This is a genomic window from Pseudomonas sp. BIGb0278 (genome assembly GCF_024809895.1).
In the GTDB taxonomy this organism is placed as follows: Bacteria; Pseudomonadota; Gammaproteobacteria; order Pseudomonadales; family Pseudomonadaceae; genus Aquipseudomonas; species Aquipseudomonas shirazensis.
In genome coordinates, this window is sequence record NZ_JANUEL010000001.1 from 609,735 (window position 1) to 629,832 (window position 20,098).

Genomic DNA, 20,098 nt, shown 5'->3' on the forward strand with positions numbered 1-20,098 from the left:
CATGAATATGAATGTCGAGCTGAGTGCGCACAGGGCCGTTGCCTGCGGCAACGGCGAGCCGTTGTTACGTCTACAGGGTGTCAGCCGCAGTTTTCTCGCCGGCGACCGCGAGTTCCTGGCGCTCAAGGGTATCGACCTGCAGATCCACAGTGGCGAGCTGGTGGCGATCATCGGCGCCTCCGGTTCCGGCAAGTCGACCCTGATGAATATCCTCGGCTGCCTGGACAACGCCAGCAGCGGCAGCTACGAGGTCAGCGGGCAAGAGACGCGCACGCTGGATGACGATGCCCTGGCGGCGCTGCGTCGCGACCATTTTGGCTTCATCTTTCAGCGCTACCACCTGCTGCCGCACCTGGATGCCCTGCACAACGTCGAGATTCCTGCGGTGTATGCCGGCACCCCACATGGGCAGCGTCACCACCGGGCACGCGAGCTGCTCACCCGCCTTGGCCTTGCCGGGCATTTGCAGCACCGCCCCAGCCAGTTGTCCGGCGGCCAGCAGCAGCGGGTGAGTATCTGTCGGGCGCTGATGAACGGTGGCCAGGTGATCCTTGCCGATGAGCCGACCGGTGCGCTGGACACAGCCAGTGGCAAAGAGGTGATGAACATCCTGCTGGAACTGCACGCAGCGGGGCACACGGTGATCCTGGTGACTCACGACCCCAAGGTTGCTGCGCATGCCGAGCGGGTCATCGAGGTCAGCGATGGGCAGATCGTCAGCGACCGTAGCACGGGCACCGCAGCCATGCCCACCGCGGTAGCCGAGCCGGCAGCGACCGCCCCGCCTGCACGGCGTCTGATCGCCAGCCTGGGGATGTTTCGTGAGGCCTTCAAGATGGCCTGGATCGCACTGATCTCGCACCGCATGCGCACCTTGTTGACCATGCTCGGGATCGTCATCGGCATCACCTCAGTGGTGTCTATCTCGGCCATTGGTGAAGGGGCCAAGGGCTACGTGCTCAAGGACATTCAGGCGATTGGCAGCAATACCATCGATATCTATTCGGGTAGCAACTTCGGCGACAGCCGGGCCAATACCATCCAAACCCTGGTGCCGGCTGACGCCACCGCGCTCAACGCACTCTACTACGTCGACAGCGCCACGCCGGTGATTGGCCAGAGCACCTTGGTGCGCTACCGCAACCTGGATGTCGACGTGCAGCTCAATGGCGTCAGCGAACACTATTTCCAGGTGCGCAACATCCCTCTGGCCGCCGGTATCGTGTTCAGTGCCGAGGACGCTCGGCGCCAGGCCCAGGTGGTGGTGATCGATCACAACACCCGCAAGCGCCTGTTCGGCCCCACCGTTGACCCGCTGGGGCAGGTTATTCTGGTGGGGAATCTGCCGTGCACGGTGATCGGCGTCACCGCCGAGAACAAGAACCTGTTCGTCGCCAGTAACCAGCTGAATATCTGGGTGCCTTACGAGACGGCTGCTGGCCGCGTGCTTGGCCAACGCCACCTGGACAGTATCAGCGTGCGTATCAAGGACGGGGTGCCGAGCAAGCGGGTCGAGGCGGAGGTGACCAAGTTGATGCTGCAACGCCATGGCACCAAGGACTTTTTCACCAATAACCTCGACAGCATCATGCAGACCGTGCAAAAGACCAGCCGGTCGCTGACCCTGTTGCTGTCGCTGATTGCGGTCATCTCGCTGGTGGTGGGCGGCATCGGGGTGATGAATATCATGCTGGTCTCGGTGACCGAGCGCACCCGCGAGATCGGCATTCGCATGGCGGTGGGGGCACGGCAATCGGACATACGCCAGCAGTTTCTGGTGGAGGCGGTGATGGTCTGCCTGTTTGGCGGGCTGGTAGGCATCGGCTTGTCGTACGGGATCGGCTACCTGTTCGAATTGTTCGTCAAACAGTGGGAGATGGTGTTCTCACCGGCATCGATCGTGATGGCATTTGCCTGTTCGACGTTGATTGGGGTGGTGTTCGGGTTCGTGCCCGCGCGCAATGCGGCCCGGCTTGACCCGATCGAGGCGTTGGCACGGGATTGAGGTGTCCTGTACCGGCTTCTTCGCGTGCTTGCCCGCGAAGAAGCCGGTACAGCGAGGGCGAAATCAAACCGCCGTGTACATCCAGCGCATCAAAGAATGCCTACCGCTGATGCCCAGTTTGATCGCTGCGCGGCGTAAATAGCTTTCGACCGTATTCACCTTCAACCCAAGCCGCTCGGCCTGCTCCGGGGCGGTATACCCGGCCAGCAGGCCAAGGCACACGTGGCGTTCCCGTTGAGACAGGTTCAGCCCCGTTTGCGCCAGGCGGTCGAGAAAGCGTTGTTCGAGGGTTTCCTGGGTAGCGCGCTCGGGTGCGGGTTGCAGGGCATCGATGTGCTTTTCCAGCATCGGCAGCAGCAGTGGCGAGATGTCGTCCAGGCGGTTGCGTTCAAAGGCCGAGAAGCCGTAGGTGGAGTCAGCGCGCAGCACATTGATTTCGTAGCGTGCGTCGCCTTTGCGGCGAATCAGGTGCTGGCGTGAAGGGTCGCTGAAGGCCCTGCCGGGCTGCTCGTCCGGGGAAAACACAGTCTCGTTGATCACGGGCGCGTTGGGGTCCGGGTCGGACGGGGCCAAGGGCAGCAGGCGTATATGCGTGGCATCGATGGTCAGGTGGGCCTGGATCAGGTCATGCAGCATGCGCGGGAACTGACGGCTGCCGGTGCTGGCAATGACTCTGCCGATTTGTGGATAGAGCAGGTGCGAATTCATCGTGTCGTCCATGAGGTCCGGTGGTTCGATTCCCGTCTGGCTGTTGGCCCGCATCCTGGGCTGCATTCGGGAGGTGGTGGCTATCCTAGTACAACGATTGAATGACGGTTAAATGAAGTGAAGATAGTGGCACAATAATGGCCACCATGACAGGCGACCACTGTGGCGCGGATTGTTGGGTATGATGCCTCTGATTGTTGAGAGCCCTGACTTGTCAGGGCCTTTTACGTTTTTGGGGCATGCAAACCCAGCCCTGTGATCAAGCGGGCAGCACTCCGTCGATCACGTCGAGCGCCTCGTAAACCACCCATCCGCCCTCGCTTGCATCGCCTTTGTTATCGATCACATAAGCACCTGCCTTGAAGTAGAACGGGTACTTGCTCCACTTCGAATTCACCGGCGCGCTGGCGCTGAGCTCGTCGAGCGTGGCAGTTAGCTGACTGCGTTCGTCGACCTGGATGCAGTAATCGAACACTTGGCCCAGCGGCATCTGTTTCTTGAGCAGCGTGCGGGTGACGCCGAGCGGCACATCGCGAATCTCGATGCGCACATACCCATTCCACCAGATCACCATCAGAAAAGGGTTGAGCGCATTGACTGCGTGGATCTGGCCGATGATGACCTTGCCGCTGGAAGGCGCCTGCTCGACCCGCACCCGGCCGGACATGGAGTGCCTGGCGCTGCCCGGGAGCCAGTTGAAAGACACAGCGGTGCCTGGCAGCGTTTGCCGGCCCTCGGTGCGTGGGTTCTTTGAACTGCCGCTGGTGCCAGCCTGGACCGAGCACCAGTAGTTGGTGTGGCCATTCTGGTCGACCCAGAGCAGGTCTCTGGGCAGCTCGGCTGGGTAAAGATAGACCTTGCCGTTTGCGGTGATGTTGCCAAATGCGTGCATGGTGATCTCCTTGTTCAAGGTAGGAATCCAGGCCGCGTTGTAGACACGTAATGGCCTGGGTGCATCAAGGTGGACACGTCAGGTTGGGCGGAGCGTCATGGCTAGCGAAGCCAAAAATAACTTGTGTTATTGATTGATGATAATTCAGGTTTCCCTTATGTCAATAACGCAAGTTATAATTTCCGCCATGGAATCCCGCTACGCGCGGGACCCCTTCGTGCCGAAGGTTCTCAATGCTTGAGAACTGGGCGCGGCGAAATACGCTAGGCGAAAAAAAGCCCAGCTCGATGGCTGGGCCTTGGGAGGGTAAGCGCTTAAAGCTTGATCATGGCGCGCACTACCACACCGACAATGCGACAGCCCTCCATGCACTGCTCTACTGGGTATGCAGGGTTCAGTGGCTTCAAGAAGCGGCGGCCTCCATCCTCTACAAGCTTCTTAAAGGTGGCCTCGTTGCTGTCGGAAAGTTTGGCGATGACCAGCTTACCGGAAATCGCTTCAGCCTCCGGGTCTACCAGGATAAGCATGCCTTCAGTGATGCTGGTGCCTACTGGGGAGGTCATGGAGTCACCTTTGACCTCAAGCCAGAAGGCAGTGCCCTTCGAGTCGTAATCGGACATTTCATACCTGTCCGAGTAGCCAGGCGGGAAGGGTTCTACCGCTTCGGCCCAGGCGCCTGCAGCAACCCAGCTGATCACCGGATACTGGTATGACTCTGGCAGAACGTGCGTCGCCTGCACGTTACTCCTTGCCGGTGGAGCCTCTTGCCCCGAGCCCAGCCACTCCGCAGTTACGCCGAGCGCCCTCGCGATCTCCAGCAACTTCTTCGACGTCGCGTTTCGGCCGCTCTCCAAGTGCTGAATAGTGACCTGGCTCACCCCTGATCTTTCGGCGAGCTGCTGCTGGCTCAAGCCCAGGGCTGTGCGGCGTTGGTGAATTCGATCTTTGAGCATTTCGGAGGCTTTGGTCATACCGCCAAGGGTAAAACACGCGTTATAAAGCTTCAAATAACCTATGTTTTTGTTATCTATAGCTTGGGTTATCATCTATAACGCGTTCCGTTGGGGAAGGGCGACTTCGGCACTGTTTCAGGGAGTTTGCTGTGCTGCTATGGGCGAGCCGCCAACCCTGTGATAATGCGCGCAACCACAAAGGCCATCTCATGCTGACCATCTCCAACACTGTGCATCTGCCGGATACCGACATCGAACTGACATACATCCGCGCTCAGGGCGCCGGTGGCCAGAACGTCAACAAGGTGTCCAGCGCTGTGCACCTGCGCTTCGATATCCGCGCCTCGTCGCTGCCCGACTTTTACAAGGAGCGGCTGTTGGCGCTGCGTGACAGCCGCATCACCAGCGACGGCGTGTTGATCATCAAGGGCCAGCAGTACCGCACCCAGGAGCAGAACCGCACCGACGCCTTGGCGCGGCTTGCCGAGCTGATCATTGCTGCCGGCAAGACCGAGAAGAAACGCCGCCCGACCAAACCGACCCTGGGCTCGAAGACCCGCCGCCTCGAAGGCAAAGCCAAGCGCAGCACCATCAAGTCAGGTCGGGGCAAGGTGGATTTCTAGTACTGCTGGCGGGAACAAGGCCACTGAAGCTTTTGCTATAGCAGGATTGAACCAACGGCCGCGTCACATCACAACAAACAGAAAGGATCTCTCGTGAATTTCAGCTTGATTGCCATCGCAGTGCTTTCATTGGTCTTTGCCAATAGCGCCCACGCGGCTACCGACAAGAAGAGAGTAAAGATTGAAGCGCGGTGGTATACGCAGGCTTATATCAAACAGCACCTTGCCCAGAATGATCCGCGCCGGCTGGCATCTGCTTATCCCGCGACGGTTAGCTATATTTTCGCTGCGGATGCTTCTGGCGTGCCGTCTGCGGGTGAGAATTTGCTGAAAAAGGATGTCACGAGCGTCAAGAGTGATTTTGTCCGATGGCCATCCAGCAGGGACTCCAGACCCCTCAAGACGCAGTTGGATGACATGTGCGTTCGTTTGATTGCCGGAAGGCTCAGGGGGCTGGGGCAGGGAGTCAGGCAACGGTCGCAGAAGACGACACCCAAAAATATCGTGGTTGCCGAGATTTACGCGGGAGAATTGACAGCCGCGCCGTTGAGCCTGGAAAGAACCACAGGTCCAGATGCTATCAGAGTGATACCACCTAAGGGCGAGGGCAGAATGCTCTGTAATATTTACAAGACAACAAGAGGGGGCGACATCATGTACGACGTCTCTGTCGTTCTTGTTGCCAAAGCGGCCTACCCAAGGAGTCGCTAAGCTGACGAGCGCTGCTGGTCTCGAAGTTGTCAGGCTTTTACATGCCCGCTTCAAGGCCATCCCTTTCAAGGTCTCTGCATTTTTCTGGATTTTTCTCTCGCTTGTGATCGCTGGGGCGCGCAGCGGCCCCAGCGATCTTGAAGCATGTGCAATTTCAGAACACCTTGAAAGGGATGCGCTTCAAGGCGACAGCCTCGGACCGACCTCAGCTGATACTACGGACCTTTTTATCCGTAGTGGCTAGCCTCGATCGCCTGCGCCTTCTTCCAGCTCTCAAGCGTTTTCAGATTGAGCAGATACTTCCCGATGTTCGGGTATTCACCCTTGCGGTCAAAGCGCTGAATAAGCTCGGCCACAAAGTACATCATGAAGTCAGCGCCGCTCAGTTTGCCGCCCACCAGGTAGTCTTTGTTCTCCAGCTGGTCATCCAAATAAGCGAAGATCTTCTTGCCCTCGGCCTGGGCATAGCTCGGCAGGAAAACCAGCTCGGCCGTCTCGCGCTGCATGAACACCTGAAGCAGCGGCGGCAGCATGGCGGAGCTTTCAGAGAAGTGCAGCCATTGCAGGTACTCGACGTACTCATCGCTGTCTCTCGCCGGCGCCAGGTGCGGAGCGTAACGTTCGATCAGAATCTCGGTAATCGCACCTGACTCCGCAACCACCTTACCGTTGAGCTCGATCACCGGCGACTTGCCGAGTGAATGAATGGCCTTCAGCGACTCAGGGGCGAAATGGGTTGCTCGATCACGGGTATAGAACTCCGTTTTGTAAGGCACGCCCATCTCTTCCAGCAGCCATAGCGTTCGAATGGAGCGCGATTCGTTCAAGTGATGCAGGGTGATCATGATGGTGATCCTCAATCATGGTGGAGGCGAGGGCATGAATAGAGCCGCGCTGCCGAATACATACTGACCGCGTGATGAGCTTATGTTCACAGAACAGGTTTCACAGTTGCGGTGCCGACGGTTACGCAGAGGATCGCCGCGGTCCAAACATGCGCTCGCTGCAGCGGGCTATTGCCATCCCCACACCCCTTGGCCAAAATGAGAGTCATTATCAGATCCTGCGCCAGGCCGCTTCTCATGTCTTCTGTCGACTACTCCCAGCAAAACGCCGTGCAGTCACTCTACGAGACCCATCACCAGTGGCTCTGCGGCTGGTTGCGCCAGCGCCTCGGCTGTGTCGACAACGCTGCGGACCTCGCCCAGGACACGTTCATCCGGGTAATCACCCAGCGCAAGGCAACCGAATTGCGTGAGCCTCGCGCCTATCTGAGCACCATCGCGCGCAGTTTGATGATCGACATGTTCCGCCGTCGCTACCTGGAGCAGGCCTACCTGGAAACCCTCGCGCTCAGCCCCGAGCCGCTGGATATTTCGCCTGAAACCCGCGCGCTGATCATCGAAACCCTGATGGAAATCGACCGCATGCTGGACGGCCTGGGTGGGCGCACGCGCGAGATTTTTCTGCTGGCCCAGCTCGATGGGCTGAGCTATGTCGAGATCGGCCGACGCCTGAACATCTCGGTGAACACGGTCAAGAAACACGCAGTGCGCGCCCTGACTCATTGCCTGCTGCTGGCAGATGACGAACGTGCGTGAGCAAGCCCTTGACCACGCAACACTCGAGGCCGCCGCGCGCTGGTACGTCGACTTGCGCACCGAAACGCCCGATGCTGCCTTGCGTGAAGCGCATCTGCGTTGGCTGGAGCGTGATCCGCGGCATGTTCAGGCGTGGGAGCGACTGGCTCGACTGCAGGACAAGCTCGCCCAGGTCACACCAGGCATAGGCCGGCCAACGCTGAGCAGTGCCCGGGCCAAACGTCGCGAGGTGCTCAAGGTCCTTTCGCTTTTGCTGGCCGCAGGCGGGGCTGGCACGCTGGCCTGGAGCACAACGCCACTGCCAACCTTGATGGCCGACCAGCGTACCGTTACCGGCGAGCGGCGTCGGCTGCGCCTGGATGACGGCAGCTTGCTGATGCTCAATACCGCCACTGCGTTGGACATTCACTACAGCGCGAGCGTGCGTGAAATACAACTGCTCAGCGGTGAAATCCAGATCGAGACGGCGCCGGACGCGCAGGCGCGCCCCTTCATCGTGCATACCCCTTCGGGCAGCATCCGCGCCCTGGGTACTCGCTTCGTGGTGCGCTACGACGCGCAACGTACTCGGGTCAGTGTGCAGGAGCATGCGGTTGAAGTGCGCTGCGCAAGCGCCATAGGTTCGGCGGTACGCGTCAATGCCGGTCAACAACTGGATTTCGTCAGCACCGAGGCCGGTACGCTGCAGCAGTCCCCGTCGCAGCTGGATGCCTGGACGCGCAACATGCTGGTTATCGAGGACTGGTCCCTAGGCGACTTCATTAGCGAATTACAACGCTATCGCCGGGGCCATCTGGGCTGTGCGTCGGCGGTGGCTCAGCTGCGGATTTCAGGTGCCTTCCACCTCGGTGACAGCGACGTCATCCTCGACAATCTGACGTCGACCTTACCCGTGCGCCTGCGTCGTTTCAGCCGTTATTGGACGCGCGTCGAGCCGGCTTGAAACCGTTGTAAAAATAATCCAGCGCAGGGGTTGTTGATTTTTATTCTCGTTCGACTTGGAAGGTAGAGGCGCACACAGACGCCGTCATCTACTGCCACCGGGCGCAAGGAAACCGCATGATCCCCCGCAACCCTCAATCGCGCGAAATCTTCAGCAAACCTGCAGTCAAACCCCTGAACCGTGCGGTGCACGCCGCGCTGCTGGGAATGGCGCTGTCTCTGCCTGTCGGCACCGCGCTGATGGCCCCGCCGGCGTCGGCTCAGACCAACATTGAAAGCAGCTTTGATATCCCCGCCGGCGCACTGGGGTCGGCGCTCACTCAGTTCGCGGCCGCTGCCGGCGTGACGGTCTCGTTCGATCCGGCCCACGCTGCCGGGCAGCAGACCAGCGGCTTGCGCGGCCGCTACAGCACTGATGCCGGGCTGCAGAAGCTGCTGGCCGGTACCCGCTTGCAAGCGGTTCGCTTGGCCAGCGGCAGCTACTCGCTGTTGCTGCGTGAGCAGGGCGCCGCCATGCAACTGGGCGCTACCAATATTTCCGGCGAGGCCATCGAGTCGGCCTACGGACCGGTCGACGGCTATGTCGCCACGCGCAGCGCTACCGCGACCAAGACCGATACGCCGATTCTGGAAATCCCCCAGGCGATCAACGTGGTGACGGCCGATCAGGTCGCCGTGCAGGGCGCGCGCAACCTGACCCAGGCACTGCGCTACACGCCGGGCTTGACCACCGGCGGCTTCACCGATCGCAACGTGATCGCCGACGAGATCACCAGCCGCGGCTTCGCCCCGACGCCGTTGTATTTCGACGGTGCCTACATACCTTATGCCGGTAGCCTCGGCGGTGCGCCGCAGATCGACCCCTATACCCTGCAGCGCATCGAAGTGCTCAAAGGGCCGTCATCGGTGTTGTTCGGGCAGAACCAGCCGGGCGGCCTGATCAACCTGGTGTCCAAGCGCCCCACCAGCGAACAGCGCAGCCAGATCAAGCTCGGCGCGGGCAGCTACAACCGGGTCAACGGTGCAATCGATACCAGCGGCCCGCTCGACGAGCAAAAGCAATTCAGCTATCGCCTGGTCGGCGTTGCCAAGAAAGGCAATGAGCAGGTCGCGCATACCCACTCCGAGCGAATGTTGCTGGCGCCGAGCTTGACCTGGACACCCACTGAAGACACCTCGTTAACCCTATTGGCGCAGATCCAGCGCGACGATGGCCAGGCCGACTATCAATCGTTGCCACGGATCGGCTCACTGGACCGTGGCCCGACCGGGCAGAAGATCAAGCGGGAGTTCTTTTCCGGTGATTCGCGATACAACGACTACAAGCGTGACCAGTATATTTTTGGCTATGACTTCAGCCACAACCTGAGTGACGACCTGACTTACCGCTCCACCGCGCGCTACACCGACGTGCGTGACCAGTACAAGGGCTTTTATTTGCGCAGCTTCGTCACCGATGCGGCCGGGGTGGTTGATCAGACCCGGGCCAATCGAGTCAAACTCGACTGGCGCCAGCACAACATTGCCTACACCATCGATAACAACCTGGAATACACCTTCAACACCGGTGCGCTTGAGCACACCGTGCTGACCGGCGTCGATTATCGTCACTTCACTCGCAAGTACGATGGCTATAACGCCTACAACGTGTTGCCGGTCGATCTGTATGGCAAGAACAACTACGACAGCTCCAGCGTAACCCCGGTGCTCGACACCCAATGGGACAACACCCTACGCCAGACCGGCGTGTACCTGCAGGACCAGATCCGCTTCGACCAATGGGTCCTGACCATTGGCGGTCGCCAGGACTGGGCGGAAATCGACAACAAGGACCTGCTCGCCCACACCGTAGCGTCGCAGCGGGACAACAAGTTCACCGGACGAGTCGGTCTGACGTATGTCACCGAGTTCGGCCTGGCGCCCTATGTCAGCTACTCCGAGTCGTTCCTGCCGACCCTGGGCACCGCCGCCCCCGAGCGCGGTGGCAAAGCCTTTACGCCAACCGAGGGTGAGCAGTACGAAGTGGGGGTGAAGTACCAGCCCTTCGACAAGACGCTGATTACCGCGTCGGTGTTTCAGGTCAAACAGAAGAACGTGCTGACGGGCGACACCCAGTACCCGCAATACTCGACGCAAAGTGGTGAAGTGCGCGCCCGGGGTATCGAACTGGAAGCCAAGTCCAGCCTCGGCAATGTTGATGTGATGGCCGCCGCCACCTACATCGACGCGTTCTATACCAAAAGCACCTACGGCGATGAGGGCAACCGCAGTGAGGCAACGGCGCCGGTGTCGGCCTCGTTGTGGGTCGATTATCACTTCACTCAGGCAACGCTCGCTGGCCTGACCTTCGGTGCCGGCGCTCGCTACACCGGACGCAAGCCAGGGGACTCGGCCAACTCGTTCGACGTGCCCGCCTATGTGGTTTATGACGCCACCATCAGCTACGACCTGGGCGGGCTGGATGCCGGCCTGCGCGGTTTGCGTACCAGCCTGAACGTGCAGAACGTGTTTGACCGCGAGTTCATCTCGGACTGCAACTATGCGTTTGGCTGCTACTACGGGCAGGAGCGGGTTGCATCTGTGGAAATGACTTACGATTGGTGACAGCGAGCTGAATCGAAAAATCTGCGAACCTTTGCTGCTGCCCAATGATCCAAGCGCAATGGCTTGGATCTGGGCGCGCTGCCCTGCATCCCCCGTCATCATTGGGTCTCGACAATTTGCTGACCCCAGCGCACCTTCGCAGAGGACTCCGCAGTGCCGACCAGTGGGATTAGAGTAGACAATCGATTCACTGCTGAAGTCATGGGCCATCCGAAGGACATTTTCTTCGCCGCGGTCGAAAGCACTCGCATGCCGATGATCGTCACGGACCCCAATCAGCCGGACAATCCGATCATCTTTGCCAACCAGGCTTTTCAGGAAATGACCGGTTATGGCGAAGATGAGTTGATCGGCCACAACTGTCGGTTCCTGCAGGGCAAGGATACGGATCAGAACGTGATCTCTGCGATCCGCCAGGCCGTCGCTCAGCGCTATGACTTTTCCACCGAGGTGCTGAACTACCGTAAAGACGGCAGTTCGTTCTGGAATGCGCTATTCATCTCGCCGATCTATAACGACAGCGGTGAGCTCAAATACTTTTTCGCATCCCAGCTGGACGTCAGCCGGCGTCGAGATGTGGAAGATGCATTGCGCCAGTCGCAGAAGATGGAGGCATTGGGGCAGCTGACAGGCGGCATAGCGCACGATTTCAACAACCTGCTGCAGGTCATCGGTGGTTATGTCTCGTTGGCCAAGTCGGCTGCCGAGAAGGAGCAGCCCGATCTGGCCAGGATAGTCAGGGGCCTGACCCATGCCACCCAGGCGGTGGAAAGGGCCAATACGTTGACCAAGCAATTGCTGGCCTTCTCGCGCAAACAATCGCTGCAGGGGCGGGTGATCAATATCAATCAGATCGTCGCTGACGCACAGGTGTTGATCAACCAGACGTTGGGCGATGGTGTCTCTGTATCGCTCAGCCTGGATGACGAATTGCACAACTGCCGTATCGATCCGGCTCAGGCGCAGATCGCCTTGCTCAACGTCATCATCAATGCGCGCGATGCCATGGCTGGAGATGAGCGCCAGGCACTCAATATTGAAACCAAGAACGTCATCGTGACCGAAGATGCGCGAGCGTCTTATGAAGGGCTGCATGCGGGACATTACGTCTGTGTCTCGGTCACCGACAACGGTGAGGGCATGCCCGAGGCCGTGCGCGGTCGAGCGATGGACCCGTTCTTTACCACCAAGGACGAGGGCAAGGGCACTGGACTTGGGCTGTCGATGGTGTATGGCTTTGCCAAGCAGTCCGGTGGCACTGTCAAGATCTACTCGGAAGAGGGCGTAGGGACTACCGTGCGCTTTTACTTCCCCGCCGATGCCAGCGAGCTGCACCCCTTGGAGCGCGCGAGCCTGCTCAAGTCCAAAACCGGTGATGAGCGCATCCTGATCGTGGAAGACCGCGCCGATGTTGCCGAGCTGGCCCAGGTGATCCTCGAAGAACAGGGCTATGAGACCCAGGTGGCCAATGATGCCAAGGATGCGTTGATGATGCTGGAGAAGGGGCTGCACTTCGACCTGCTGTTCACTGACCTGATCATGCCGGGCGGCATCAATGGCGTGACGCTGGCGCGCAAGGTGCAGTTGCAGCATCCGTCGATGAAGGTGCTGCTGACCACTGGCTATGCAGAGAGCTCGATCGAGCGAACTGACATTGGCGGTTCTGAATTTGAAGTGATATCCAAACCGTACTTACCGCAGGAACTTGGCCGCAAGGTGAGGATGGTGCTGGATTCACCGGGCGGCGTGTAACAATGTCCCGGCAGCGCTGACTTACAAGGATGCGCTGTATTTGACGGCTGCCGCTGCCCGCGATGGCACGTTGAGGGTTCGCAGCAATCCGGATACATGGATGCGCACGGTAAACGGCGAAATATCCAGGGCCTTGGCGATTTCCTTGTTGGTCTTGCCTTGAGCGATCAGCCGCAACACTTCCTGCTGGCGCGTAGTCAGGGTGTTGGTGTCCAGAGGTAATAGCCCTGAGGGTGCGAACTTGACCAGCACCTCGCCTTCGCGGATGGCGAGCAGCGCCTGGCCGATCTCCTCGGGCGCGATGTTCTTGCCGATGAAGCCATCGGCTCCCATCGCCATCACCTGTTCGATCAACAGCGGGTCATCGACCATCGACACCACGATCAATGTGGTACGCCGCAGCTGCTTGCGCAGCTCACCCAGTTGGCTGATGCAGGTCAGGCCGGGGAAGCGCAGGTCGAGGATCAGCGTGTCCACGTCGCTGTCGCGTTCGAGCATGTTCAGCACTGTGTCCAGATCGCCGGCCTGCTCTACCTGAGCCTCGGGCAGCAAGCGTTGCACCGTGCGCAGCATCCCCTCGCGAAACATGGGGTGGTCGTCAGCGATGATGATGCGGCATGTCATGGAGTGCCCCTCCCTGGGGGTCAGGTGTTGCGCCTGCGTGGTACTTTAACACTCTGCTCAGGGCCTGCTTGCTCGGCGTGCCAGCATGACGATGACCGTACAAGGACGTTGCCCGTGAAGTTCATGAAAGACGCTGAACTGGATCAAGCCAACCTGCGTATTGTGGTAGCCCTTTGCGCCATGGTGTACATCGGTGTGCTGGGCTTCTTGCCAGGGCAGTCGGTGGCGCACTACGTGCCGGTGATGCTCTATATCGTGGTGTTCCTGCTGGCCTCGATCGTACTTCGTCAGGTCATCGCGCGCTGGCCCGGGCATTACCCGGCGCGGCGGGTTTTCGGGATGATTCACGACTATACCGGCACCTCGTTCGGCCTGGTGATCGGCGGCGAGGCGGCGTTGCCGCTGTATGCGGTGATGGTCTGGGTCAACCTGGGCAACGGCATGCGCTATGGTTCGCGCTATCTGGCGATTGCCACCGTCCTTGGCTTGCTGGCGCTGCTGGTCGTGTACGGGCTGAATCCGTTGTGGCAGGCGCAGCCGTTCATGATGCTGATGCTGATGATCACCAGTACGGTGATTCCGGTCTACGCCCACCTGCTGCTGGAGCGCACGCGCAAGGCCTCCGAAGAGGCCATCGCCGCCAATCTGGAAAAGTCGCGCTTTCTGGCCCAGGCCAGCCATGATCTGCGCCAACCCATTCACTCCATCGGCCTGTTCACCGCCTGCCTGCGTGAGGCGCGCCTGGGCGAAGAGGAGCGGCGGCTGGTGGACAACATCGACCGGTCGCTGCTGAACGTCTCGCAATTGTTCCGCTCCATTCTCGATCTCTACACCCTGGACAACGGCCGCTTGCTGCCCAAGTACCAGGAAGTTCACCTGGGCGAGTTGCTCGCCGAGTTACTCCGCCAGAATGCCGAAGCCGCCCGTTGGGCCGGGGTCGAATTGCGCCTGCGGCCATGCAATCACTGGGTGCGGGTTGACCCGGCACTGTTGGCGACCATGGTGCAGAACGTGCTCTCCAACTGCTTGAAGTACGGCCGCCAGCGCCCTGTACTGGTCGGCGTGCGCCGGCGCCACGGCGGGCTGGTGGTTGAGATCCACGACCAAGGGCAGGGGATTGCCGAGGAGCATCTGTCGCGGGTGTTCGAGGAGTTCTATCGCGTTCGCCAGCTGCGCGATAAAGACGTTGAAGGGGTCGGTCTGGGCTTGTCTATCGTCAAGCGCCTGGGGCTGTTGATGGGCATGGACGTGATGCTGCGCTCGCGGGTGGGCCGTGGCACTTCGGTCAGCCTCAGCGGCTTGCCGCTGGCGACCGCGCCGGAGCAACACGTTGTGCGCGACGATCCACGTCAGGCGGGGCTGTTGACCGGTTTGAAAGTGTGCCTGGTGGAAGATGACCACAACGTGCTGCTCGCCACCCAGGCATTGCTGGAGCGCTGGGGCTGCAAGGTGCAGGCGGAGTCGAGCGGGCATGATCTGGTCAGCGATTGCGACATCATCGTCGCCGACTATGACCTGGGCAACCACGCCACCGGTATCGAATGCATCGACCACCTGCGCGCGCAGCGCGGCGTGGCGGTGCCAGCGCTAATTCTGACCGGGCATGATCTCGAGCGGATCCAGGCAGCCCTGCACGATCGGCAGATCGCCATTCTGTCCAAGCCAGTGCGCCCCGCTGAACTACGGGGCGCTCTGCGCGAGCTCAGTCAGGGGCCGCTTACTGGTTGAACGGGGTCAACCCATTACCGCGGGCGCCTTTGGGCTGGCAGTAGGCGGCGGGTTTCATCATGCCGAAGCTGGCCACGGCGAACATTCCGCCACTGGCACCGCTGGGCACGGAGCAGTTGTAGTCACCGGAAGCGGTGCTGGCGATGTAATACGTGGTCATGGAGTCACTGCGCACATTGGAAACGCGCTTGACCGTCTCACCGATATTGGTTTCCGAGAGCGTTTTGAGATGGTCTTCGGTGGGTTTCATATGGCTGCAACCGGCAACGCCGATCATCAGGGCGCCGAGCAGGGCGAGGCGGGTGACTGGAGCGTGCAGTTTCATGGCGCTTCTTCCTTGGGGATATTTTGGTTTTTTTTTTGCGCAACGATCCCTTGCACGGCGAATTCGCCGTGCTGGCGGGGAGCATTGGGGTTGCTGGCGAATATAGCGCCAGGTGGGTGCGGGGTCGATTAGCACAAGTGTGCTAGTGGCACTTTAGGGCTGCGGTAAAAGGAGCGCGTTGATCACTGAATCAACGCCGCCAGACGTCCCCGTGTTCACTGACGACCCATGGCTTTTGCTCAGCAACGATCTGCACGCCGCCAACCCAGCGCTCGGCTGGGGCACAGTCGAGCCAATTCACGGTGCCTCGTAATACGCGCTCACCCAGGTCGGTGATTCGAACAAGACCGTGCTGCCACTCACCGCCCGGCTGTTCCTGCACCAGTGGCTGCGGCGCATCGATGAGCGGGCGCAACAGCGTAGCGAACATCAAATCCCCCAGAAAGGGCAGAGGTTCATAGTCCTTGCTCAAATGAGCGAACACTTTGCCGGCAGGCAACGCTCCGTGATCTGCCAGTATCCGCAGGGTCAGACGCTGGGTCAGACTCAAGCCATCCGAGGCGCCTGGGAGTTCCTGGAGTTGCCTGGCCAACGCGGGCCCGAGCAGCGGCAATGCCGGATGCACCTGGCCTGCCATCCGCGCCCAGTTGCCAGGGTCGGCTGAGGTATAGGCCGCCCATGCCTCCCGTGCCAGCGCCAAGGCATCTGCAGCCAGTGCTCGCCGTTGTGGCCAGAGCCATGCAAGCACATCCGGCGCCAGCTGGCCCAGCCCAATGAAACGCTCAACGCCCGGCACGCGGTTGATCTCGATCAGTTCCAGCCTGCGCGGCACCGTAGCCAAACTCGCCAGGAGCCGAATCAGAAACAACTGATCATAGGCGTCGCCCTCGCACCACAGCACCAATTCACTATCGTGGCCAAGTTGCGCGAGGGCCTGGCGTTGTGAGGCTTGGCGTTGCTGGGCATCACGTGGCGATAAGCCGAATGTCTGCTGAATGAACGCTGCACGCACTTGCCAGTAATCGTCGTCAGGCAGGGCCGGAACAGGGCCCATGACCATCGGATCATCGAACATATGAAATGTGCCAGTGAAGCCAGCGACTCGCAGGCTGTGCTCGATATCGTTGCCGCAGCGCCAGTGCTGAACGGTGGCTTCATTGGTCGCAGCAAAGTCCGGATGACGTGCGGCGAAGGCGACGCTGTCGGCATGTGCAATCAACTTTGGCCAACTGGAGAAACCCGTTTCACGCGCTACCAGCCACTGAGTGTCGGCGAGCTTGTACTCCGGGCCAGGCACGCCGATTGCGCGCAACTGCACGCGGGTATCTTCGGCTTGGTTGTTCTTGAGGGCTTTGAGCAACTGCTTGGCGCGTTTGCGCAGCGCGGGCAGGTCAACAAGACCATGATGGCGGGAAGCATTAATGGCGGGCATGCCAACTCCTTACAGGGCTCGGTCCGCCGACAAGCCGGGAGCTGGAATGGGCAATGTACAACGCATGCCTGGGAAACCCCTTCGCGCGGACCGCAGGCGCAGCACACGCCCAGGCATCGACTGTAACGGCCAGGCGTCACGGAGGTAAAGCCTGATCGCGTGCTGGCACACATAAAAAAGCCCGGCGAACCGGGCTTTATCAAGCAAGACGCTACTTACTGAGCAGTCTTCAGCTTGATCACATCACCGGAAACGGTGGTGGTGTAGCCATTCAGAACCCATGCCCAGAACCAGCGCTCTTGTACCTGGGTGTTGATCATCGCATCGCCGCCCTTGGCCTTGATGGCGTAATCTTGCGCGCGTACGAAGCGGCTGTTCTGGCGAATCGGGATCAAGCCGAACAGCATCAGGCCGGTGGCACTGGCTTCGCTGTGGCCAACAATGGTGTACTGGCTGCTGTCGTACTGCTGAGTTTTCATGGCGGTGCCGGTGCATCCTGCCAGAGCGAGACCCAGTACTGCAGAAGCGATGACTTTGCTGAATGACTTCACGTTACTACTCCATGGACTAGAGCCCGAATACAAATATTGGGCGGCGGCACTTTACCAGAACACCTCGATGTTCTGCAGTTGGCTGTCTTCATTCCCGCGTCACTGTCAGAAGCGCCACTTGGCATTGACCACCGCATTGCGGGGTTCGCCGTAGGAACCTGAGGCAAAGGTGCCCAAGCCGTCGTAGTACTTCTCGTCGAACAGGTTGTTCAGGTTGAAACCGACGGTCAAGTGCTCATCAACCTCGTAACTGGCCAACAAACCGACCACTGCGTAGGCATCCTGCGTCGCTTTGCGCATGGGGCCGCTCCAGTTGATCTGCTGGGCGGCATAGGCTTCGCTTTGCCAGGTCAAGTTACCGCCGATGGTCAGGCGCGACAGGTCGCCGGGCATGCGGTAGGACGTCCCCAGCTTGAACAGATTGATCGGCTGGTTGGTCGCGACGCGCTCACCGTCCTTGTCGTGCGATTCGCGGTATGTGTAGCCACCGTAAACGTTCAGGCCCGGCAACAGTTCGCCGGACACTTCGGTTTCGACACCGCGAGTGCTGGTGCCGGCGATGGCTTTGTAGACGGTCTGGCCGTCACCATCCACACCGATGGCCGATGCCGTGTTTTTCTGTTCGACATCAAACAGCGCGATGCTGGCGTTGAGCGCGCCGTCGAACAGCTCGGCCTTCAAACCGATTTCGTAATTGTCACCGGTCAGCGGCGCGACGGCTGTACCGCTGGTGGTTTTATAGAATGTTTGCGGCTGGAAGATGCTGGTGTAGCTGGCATAAACCGAATAGGTGTCATTGAGGTCGTAGACGATGCCTACATACGGCGTGACTTCACCGGTCTTCTTGACCTTCTCGACCCGTTTGCCGCCGGTGCTCTTCATGTCGTTGATGTCCCACCAACTAACCCGAGAGCCGAGAATGATCGACAGGTCGTCAGTTGGCTTCAGCCGTACCGAACCGTAGATGCCGGTCTGGCGCAGCTTGGTGAGGTTGTCGCCAATCTTGCTGAACGTCGGCCGGTCGATGGCACGCCCATCCCATTCATGGATGTTGCCCACCTGCGGGATATCGCCGACCGGGCCAAGATCGCTGTACTCGGGGAAGTTGAGGTGCGTACGCGAGGTGCTCACACCGATTACCGCATCATGCTCGCGCTCACCCAGGCTGAACGGGCCGGAGGCGTAGGCGTCGAGAGTGTCCTGGGTCTGGTAGCTGTCCAGGCGGCTGACGAAGGCGAAGTTGCCCTGACCGGTTTGCGGGTCGGCATAGCCGCCACTGGCTGATGCGCTCTGGCTTTTGCGGTACGAGTACTGGTGGCTGTAGGCGGTTTTCAGGGTCCAGTCATTGGCCAGGCGTTGCTCCAGCAGCGTACTGAAGTTATAGCCGGTGTTGTTCATGTAGCTCCAGCGCGTTGCCGGGTTGAAGTTGCGCGGGAAGTTGGTTTGCTGGCCGTTGTTGTAGAACAGCGGGATATGGCCGTAGGTGGTGCCATCGGCGTTGTTGTTCTGATAATCGAGGCTGGTGCGCAGGGTCAGGTCGTCATTCAGGTCGATGTCGACGGCGCCGTACATCACGCGGTTTTCCTGCTTGTACCAGTCGATGTACGAGTTTTTATGCTCATAGGCGGTGACGAAGCGCCCGCGCACATTGCCGCTGTCGGTCAGCGGGCCGGACACATCGAGCTCGGATCGGTATTTGTCCCATGAGCCCACTTCGCCGGCAACATAGCCCTGAAACTCGCGAGTTGGTCGTTTGCGCACCAGGTTGATGGTCGCCGACGGATTGCCGGTGCCGCTGAGCAAGCCGGTCGCGCCGCGGACCACTTCTACGCGGTCATAGATGGCCATGTCGGACAACGCGCCGATGTACTGCTGCGACTCGTTGGCGACCTGTGAGGGGATGCCGTCGTACTGGAAATTGTCGATCTGAAAGCCGCGCGCATAGAACGTGTAGCGCTCGCTGTCACGGTGGTTGCTGGTGATGCCGGGCGTGAACGTCAGTACTTTGTTGATGGTCGACAGACCCTGCTCGTCCATCAGTCTGCGGGTGATGACCGTGACCGATTGTGGGGTTTCGCGCAGTGACAGCGGCAGCTTGGTCGCGGTGCTGGTCGAGCCGGTGGTGTAGGAGTTGGTGTGCTCGGTGTAGGCACCCAGGCCTGCACCGTCGATACGGGTGGCGTCCAGCTGCATGGCGCCGTCAGCGGTTGCCTGCGGGCGCAATGCATAGCTGCCATTGCCTTGCAGTTCGGCTTGCAGGCCGGTGCCTTGCAGCAACAGGGCAAAGCCTTGGCTGACGCTGTAGCTGCCTTGCAAGCCAGGTGAGCGGCGGCCATCGGTGAGTGCGGCTTCGAACGACAAGGCGCTGCCAGAGGCCGAGGCAAAGGCGCTGAGGGTCTCGGTCAGGTTGCCGGCGGCGATGTGGTACGGCTGCACCGCGCTCTGTTCAGCTGCAGTGACCAGGCCAGGTAGCGTGGCGCTGCCAAGGGCGATAAAACTCAGTCGAATGGCTGCGGCCAGCGGCTTCAGCCGGCACACGATCGGATACATCATTAGTGTCCTCCCCAAAAATAAACCGCGCAAACGGTAGGTTTCTGAGGATTGGCCGAGCGACATGGAGAAACAGTGCACCGCTGCGTGAAGTTTT

The 20,098-nt window shown here is 60.1% G+C and carries 17 protein-coding genes; 8 read left to right on the top strand and 9 right to left on the bottom strand.

Going from position 1 to position 20,098, the window contains the following annotated elements; genetic code table 11:
- Window position 1 precedes the first annotated feature (1 nt).
- Window positions 2–2,005 (top strand): MacB family efflux pump subunit, encoded by a 2,004-nt coding sequence (locus M2396_RS02585; RefSeq protein WP_409035072.1) that lies wholly within the window; start codon window positions 2–4, stop codon window positions 2,003–2,005.
- Between the two features lie 63 nt (window positions 2,006–2,068).
- Here M2396_RS02585 and M2396_RS02590 read toward each other — a convergent pair whose 3' ends face one another.
- The 3 genes from M2396_RS02590 to M2396_RS02600 form a co-directional block, all read right to left on the bottom strand.
- The gene (locus M2396_RS02590) at window positions 2,069–2,713 is read right to left on the bottom strand and encodes a helix-turn-helix transcriptional regulator (RefSeq protein ID WP_188036285.1); all 645 of its coding nucleotides are present in this window, start codon (window positions 2,711–2,713) and stop codon (window positions 2,069–2,071) included.
- A gap of 259 nt (window positions 2,714–2,972) precedes the next feature.
- Window positions 2,973–3,605, bottom strand: a complete 633-nt coding sequence (locus M2396_RS02595) for a polysaccharide lyase family 7 protein (protein ID WP_150569947.1) — start codon at window positions 3,603–3,605, stop codon at window positions 2,973–2,975.
- Window positions 3,606–3,919: 314 nt separating this feature from the next.
- The gene (locus M2396_RS02600) at window positions 3,920–4,651 is read right to left on the bottom strand and encodes a LexA family protein (RefSeq protein ID WP_409035073.1); all 732 of its coding nucleotides are present in this window, start codon (window positions 4,649–4,651) and stop codon (window positions 3,920–3,922) included.
- 116 nt (window positions 4,652–4,767) lie between these two features.
- Here M2396_RS02600 and arfB point away from each other — a divergent pair, with 116 nt between their 5' ends.
- Window positions 4,768–5,181 (top strand): alternative ribosome rescue aminoacyl-tRNA hydrolase ArfB, encoded by a 414-nt coding sequence (gene arfB / locus M2396_RS02605; RefSeq protein WP_101323061.1) that lies wholly within the window; start codon window positions 4,768–4,770, stop codon window positions 5,179–5,181.
- A 93-nt stretch (window positions 5,182–5,274) separates the two neighbouring features.
- Window positions 5,275–5,892 carry a hypothetical protein gene (locus tag M2396_RS02610; protein WP_259072885.1) on the top strand — a complete coding sequence of 206 codons (618 nt, stop codon included), beginning with the start codon at window positions 5,275–5,277 and terminating at the stop codon, window positions 5,890–5,892.
- A gap of 227 nt (window positions 5,893–6,119) precedes the next feature.
- Here the strand turns inward: M2396_RS02610 and M2396_RS02615 are convergent, their stop codons facing one another.
- Entirely contained in the window at window positions 6,120–6,737 is a 618-nt protein-coding gene (locus M2396_RS02615) for a glutathione S-transferase family protein (protein ID WP_259072886.1), read from the bottom strand.
- Between the two features lie 237 nt (window positions 6,738–6,974).
- On the opposite strand from M2396_RS02615, the gene M2396_RS02620 reads away from it, so the two are divergent.
- From M2396_RS02620 to M2396_RS02635, 4 genes are all read left to right on the top strand, one after another.
- Window positions 6,975–7,493: a sigma-70 family RNA polymerase sigma factor gene (locus M2396_RS02620; RefSeq protein WP_101320772.1), complete on the top strand. Its 519-nt coding sequence runs from the start codon at window positions 6,975–6,977 to the stop codon at window positions 7,491–7,493.
- The gene (locus M2396_RS02625; protein WP_101320770.1) at window positions 7,477–8,436 is read left to right on the top strand and encodes a FecR domain-containing protein; all 960 of its coding nucleotides are present in this window, start codon (window positions 7,477–7,479) and stop codon (window positions 8,434–8,436) included. The genes M2396_RS02620 and M2396_RS02625 overlap by 17 nt, the downstream gene beginning before the upstream one ends.
- Before the next feature lie 116 nt (window positions 8,437–8,552).
- Complete coding sequence (locus M2396_RS02630) at window positions 8,553–11,039, top strand: TonB-dependent siderophore receptor (protein WP_259072889.1); 2,487 nt, start codon at window positions 8,553–8,555, stop codon at window positions 11,037–11,039.
- A 153-nt stretch (window positions 11,040–11,192) separates the two neighbouring features.
- Window positions 11,193–12,791, top strand: a complete 1,599-nt coding sequence (locus M2396_RS02635; protein ID WP_259072891.1) for a histidine kinase famiy protein — start codon at window positions 11,193–11,195, stop codon at window positions 12,789–12,791.
- Window positions 12,792–12,812: 21 nt separating this feature from the next.
- Here M2396_RS02635 and M2396_RS02640 read toward each other — a convergent pair whose 3' ends face one another.
- The gene (locus M2396_RS02640) at window positions 12,813–13,415 is read right to left on the bottom strand and encodes a response regulator transcription factor (protein WP_101320763.1); all 603 of its coding nucleotides are present in this window, start codon (window positions 13,413–13,415) and stop codon (window positions 12,813–12,815) included.
- Between the two features lie 123 nt (window positions 13,416–13,538).
- Between M2396_RS02640 and M2396_RS02645 the strand changes: the two genes are divergently transcribed.
- Window positions 13,539–15,143, top strand: a complete 1,605-nt coding sequence (locus M2396_RS02645; protein WP_310504227.1) for a hybrid sensor histidine kinase/response regulator — start codon at window positions 13,539–13,541, stop codon at window positions 15,141–15,143.
- Here the strand turns inward: M2396_RS02645 and M2396_RS02650 are convergent.
- The 4 genes from M2396_RS02650 to M2396_RS02665 all read right to left on the bottom strand — a co-directional run bounded on the left by M2396_RS02650 (window position 15,133) and on the right by M2396_RS02665 (window position 20,004).
- The gene (locus M2396_RS02650) at window positions 15,133–15,468 is read right to left on the bottom strand and encodes a hypothetical protein (protein ID WP_101320759.1); all 336 of its coding nucleotides are present in this window, start codon (window positions 15,466–15,468) and stop codon (window positions 15,133–15,135) included. The two genes, M2396_RS02645 and M2396_RS02650, sit on opposite strands and share 11 nt — an antisense overlap.
- A 190-nt stretch (window positions 15,469–15,658) precedes the next feature.
- Window positions 15,659–16,900 carry a DUF1835 domain-containing protein gene (locus tag M2396_RS02655; RefSeq protein WP_259072893.1) on the bottom strand — a complete coding sequence of 414 codons (1,242 nt, stop codon included), beginning with the start codon at window positions 16,898–16,900 and terminating at the stop codon, window positions 15,659–15,661.
- A 215-nt stretch (window positions 16,901–17,115) separates the two neighbouring features.
- On the bottom strand, window positions 17,116–17,451 hold the full coding sequence (locus M2396_RS02660; protein ID WP_181087497.1) for a hypothetical protein: 336 nt from the start codon (window positions 17,449–17,451) through the stop codon (window positions 17,116–17,118).
- 105 nt (window positions 17,452–17,556) lie between these two features.
- The gene (locus M2396_RS02665; RefSeq protein WP_259072894.1) at window positions 17,557–20,004 is read right to left on the bottom strand and encodes a TonB-dependent siderophore receptor; all 2,448 of its coding nucleotides are present in this window, start codon (window positions 20,002–20,004) and stop codon (window positions 17,557–17,559) included.
- Window positions 20,005–20,098 lie beyond the last annotated feature (94 nt).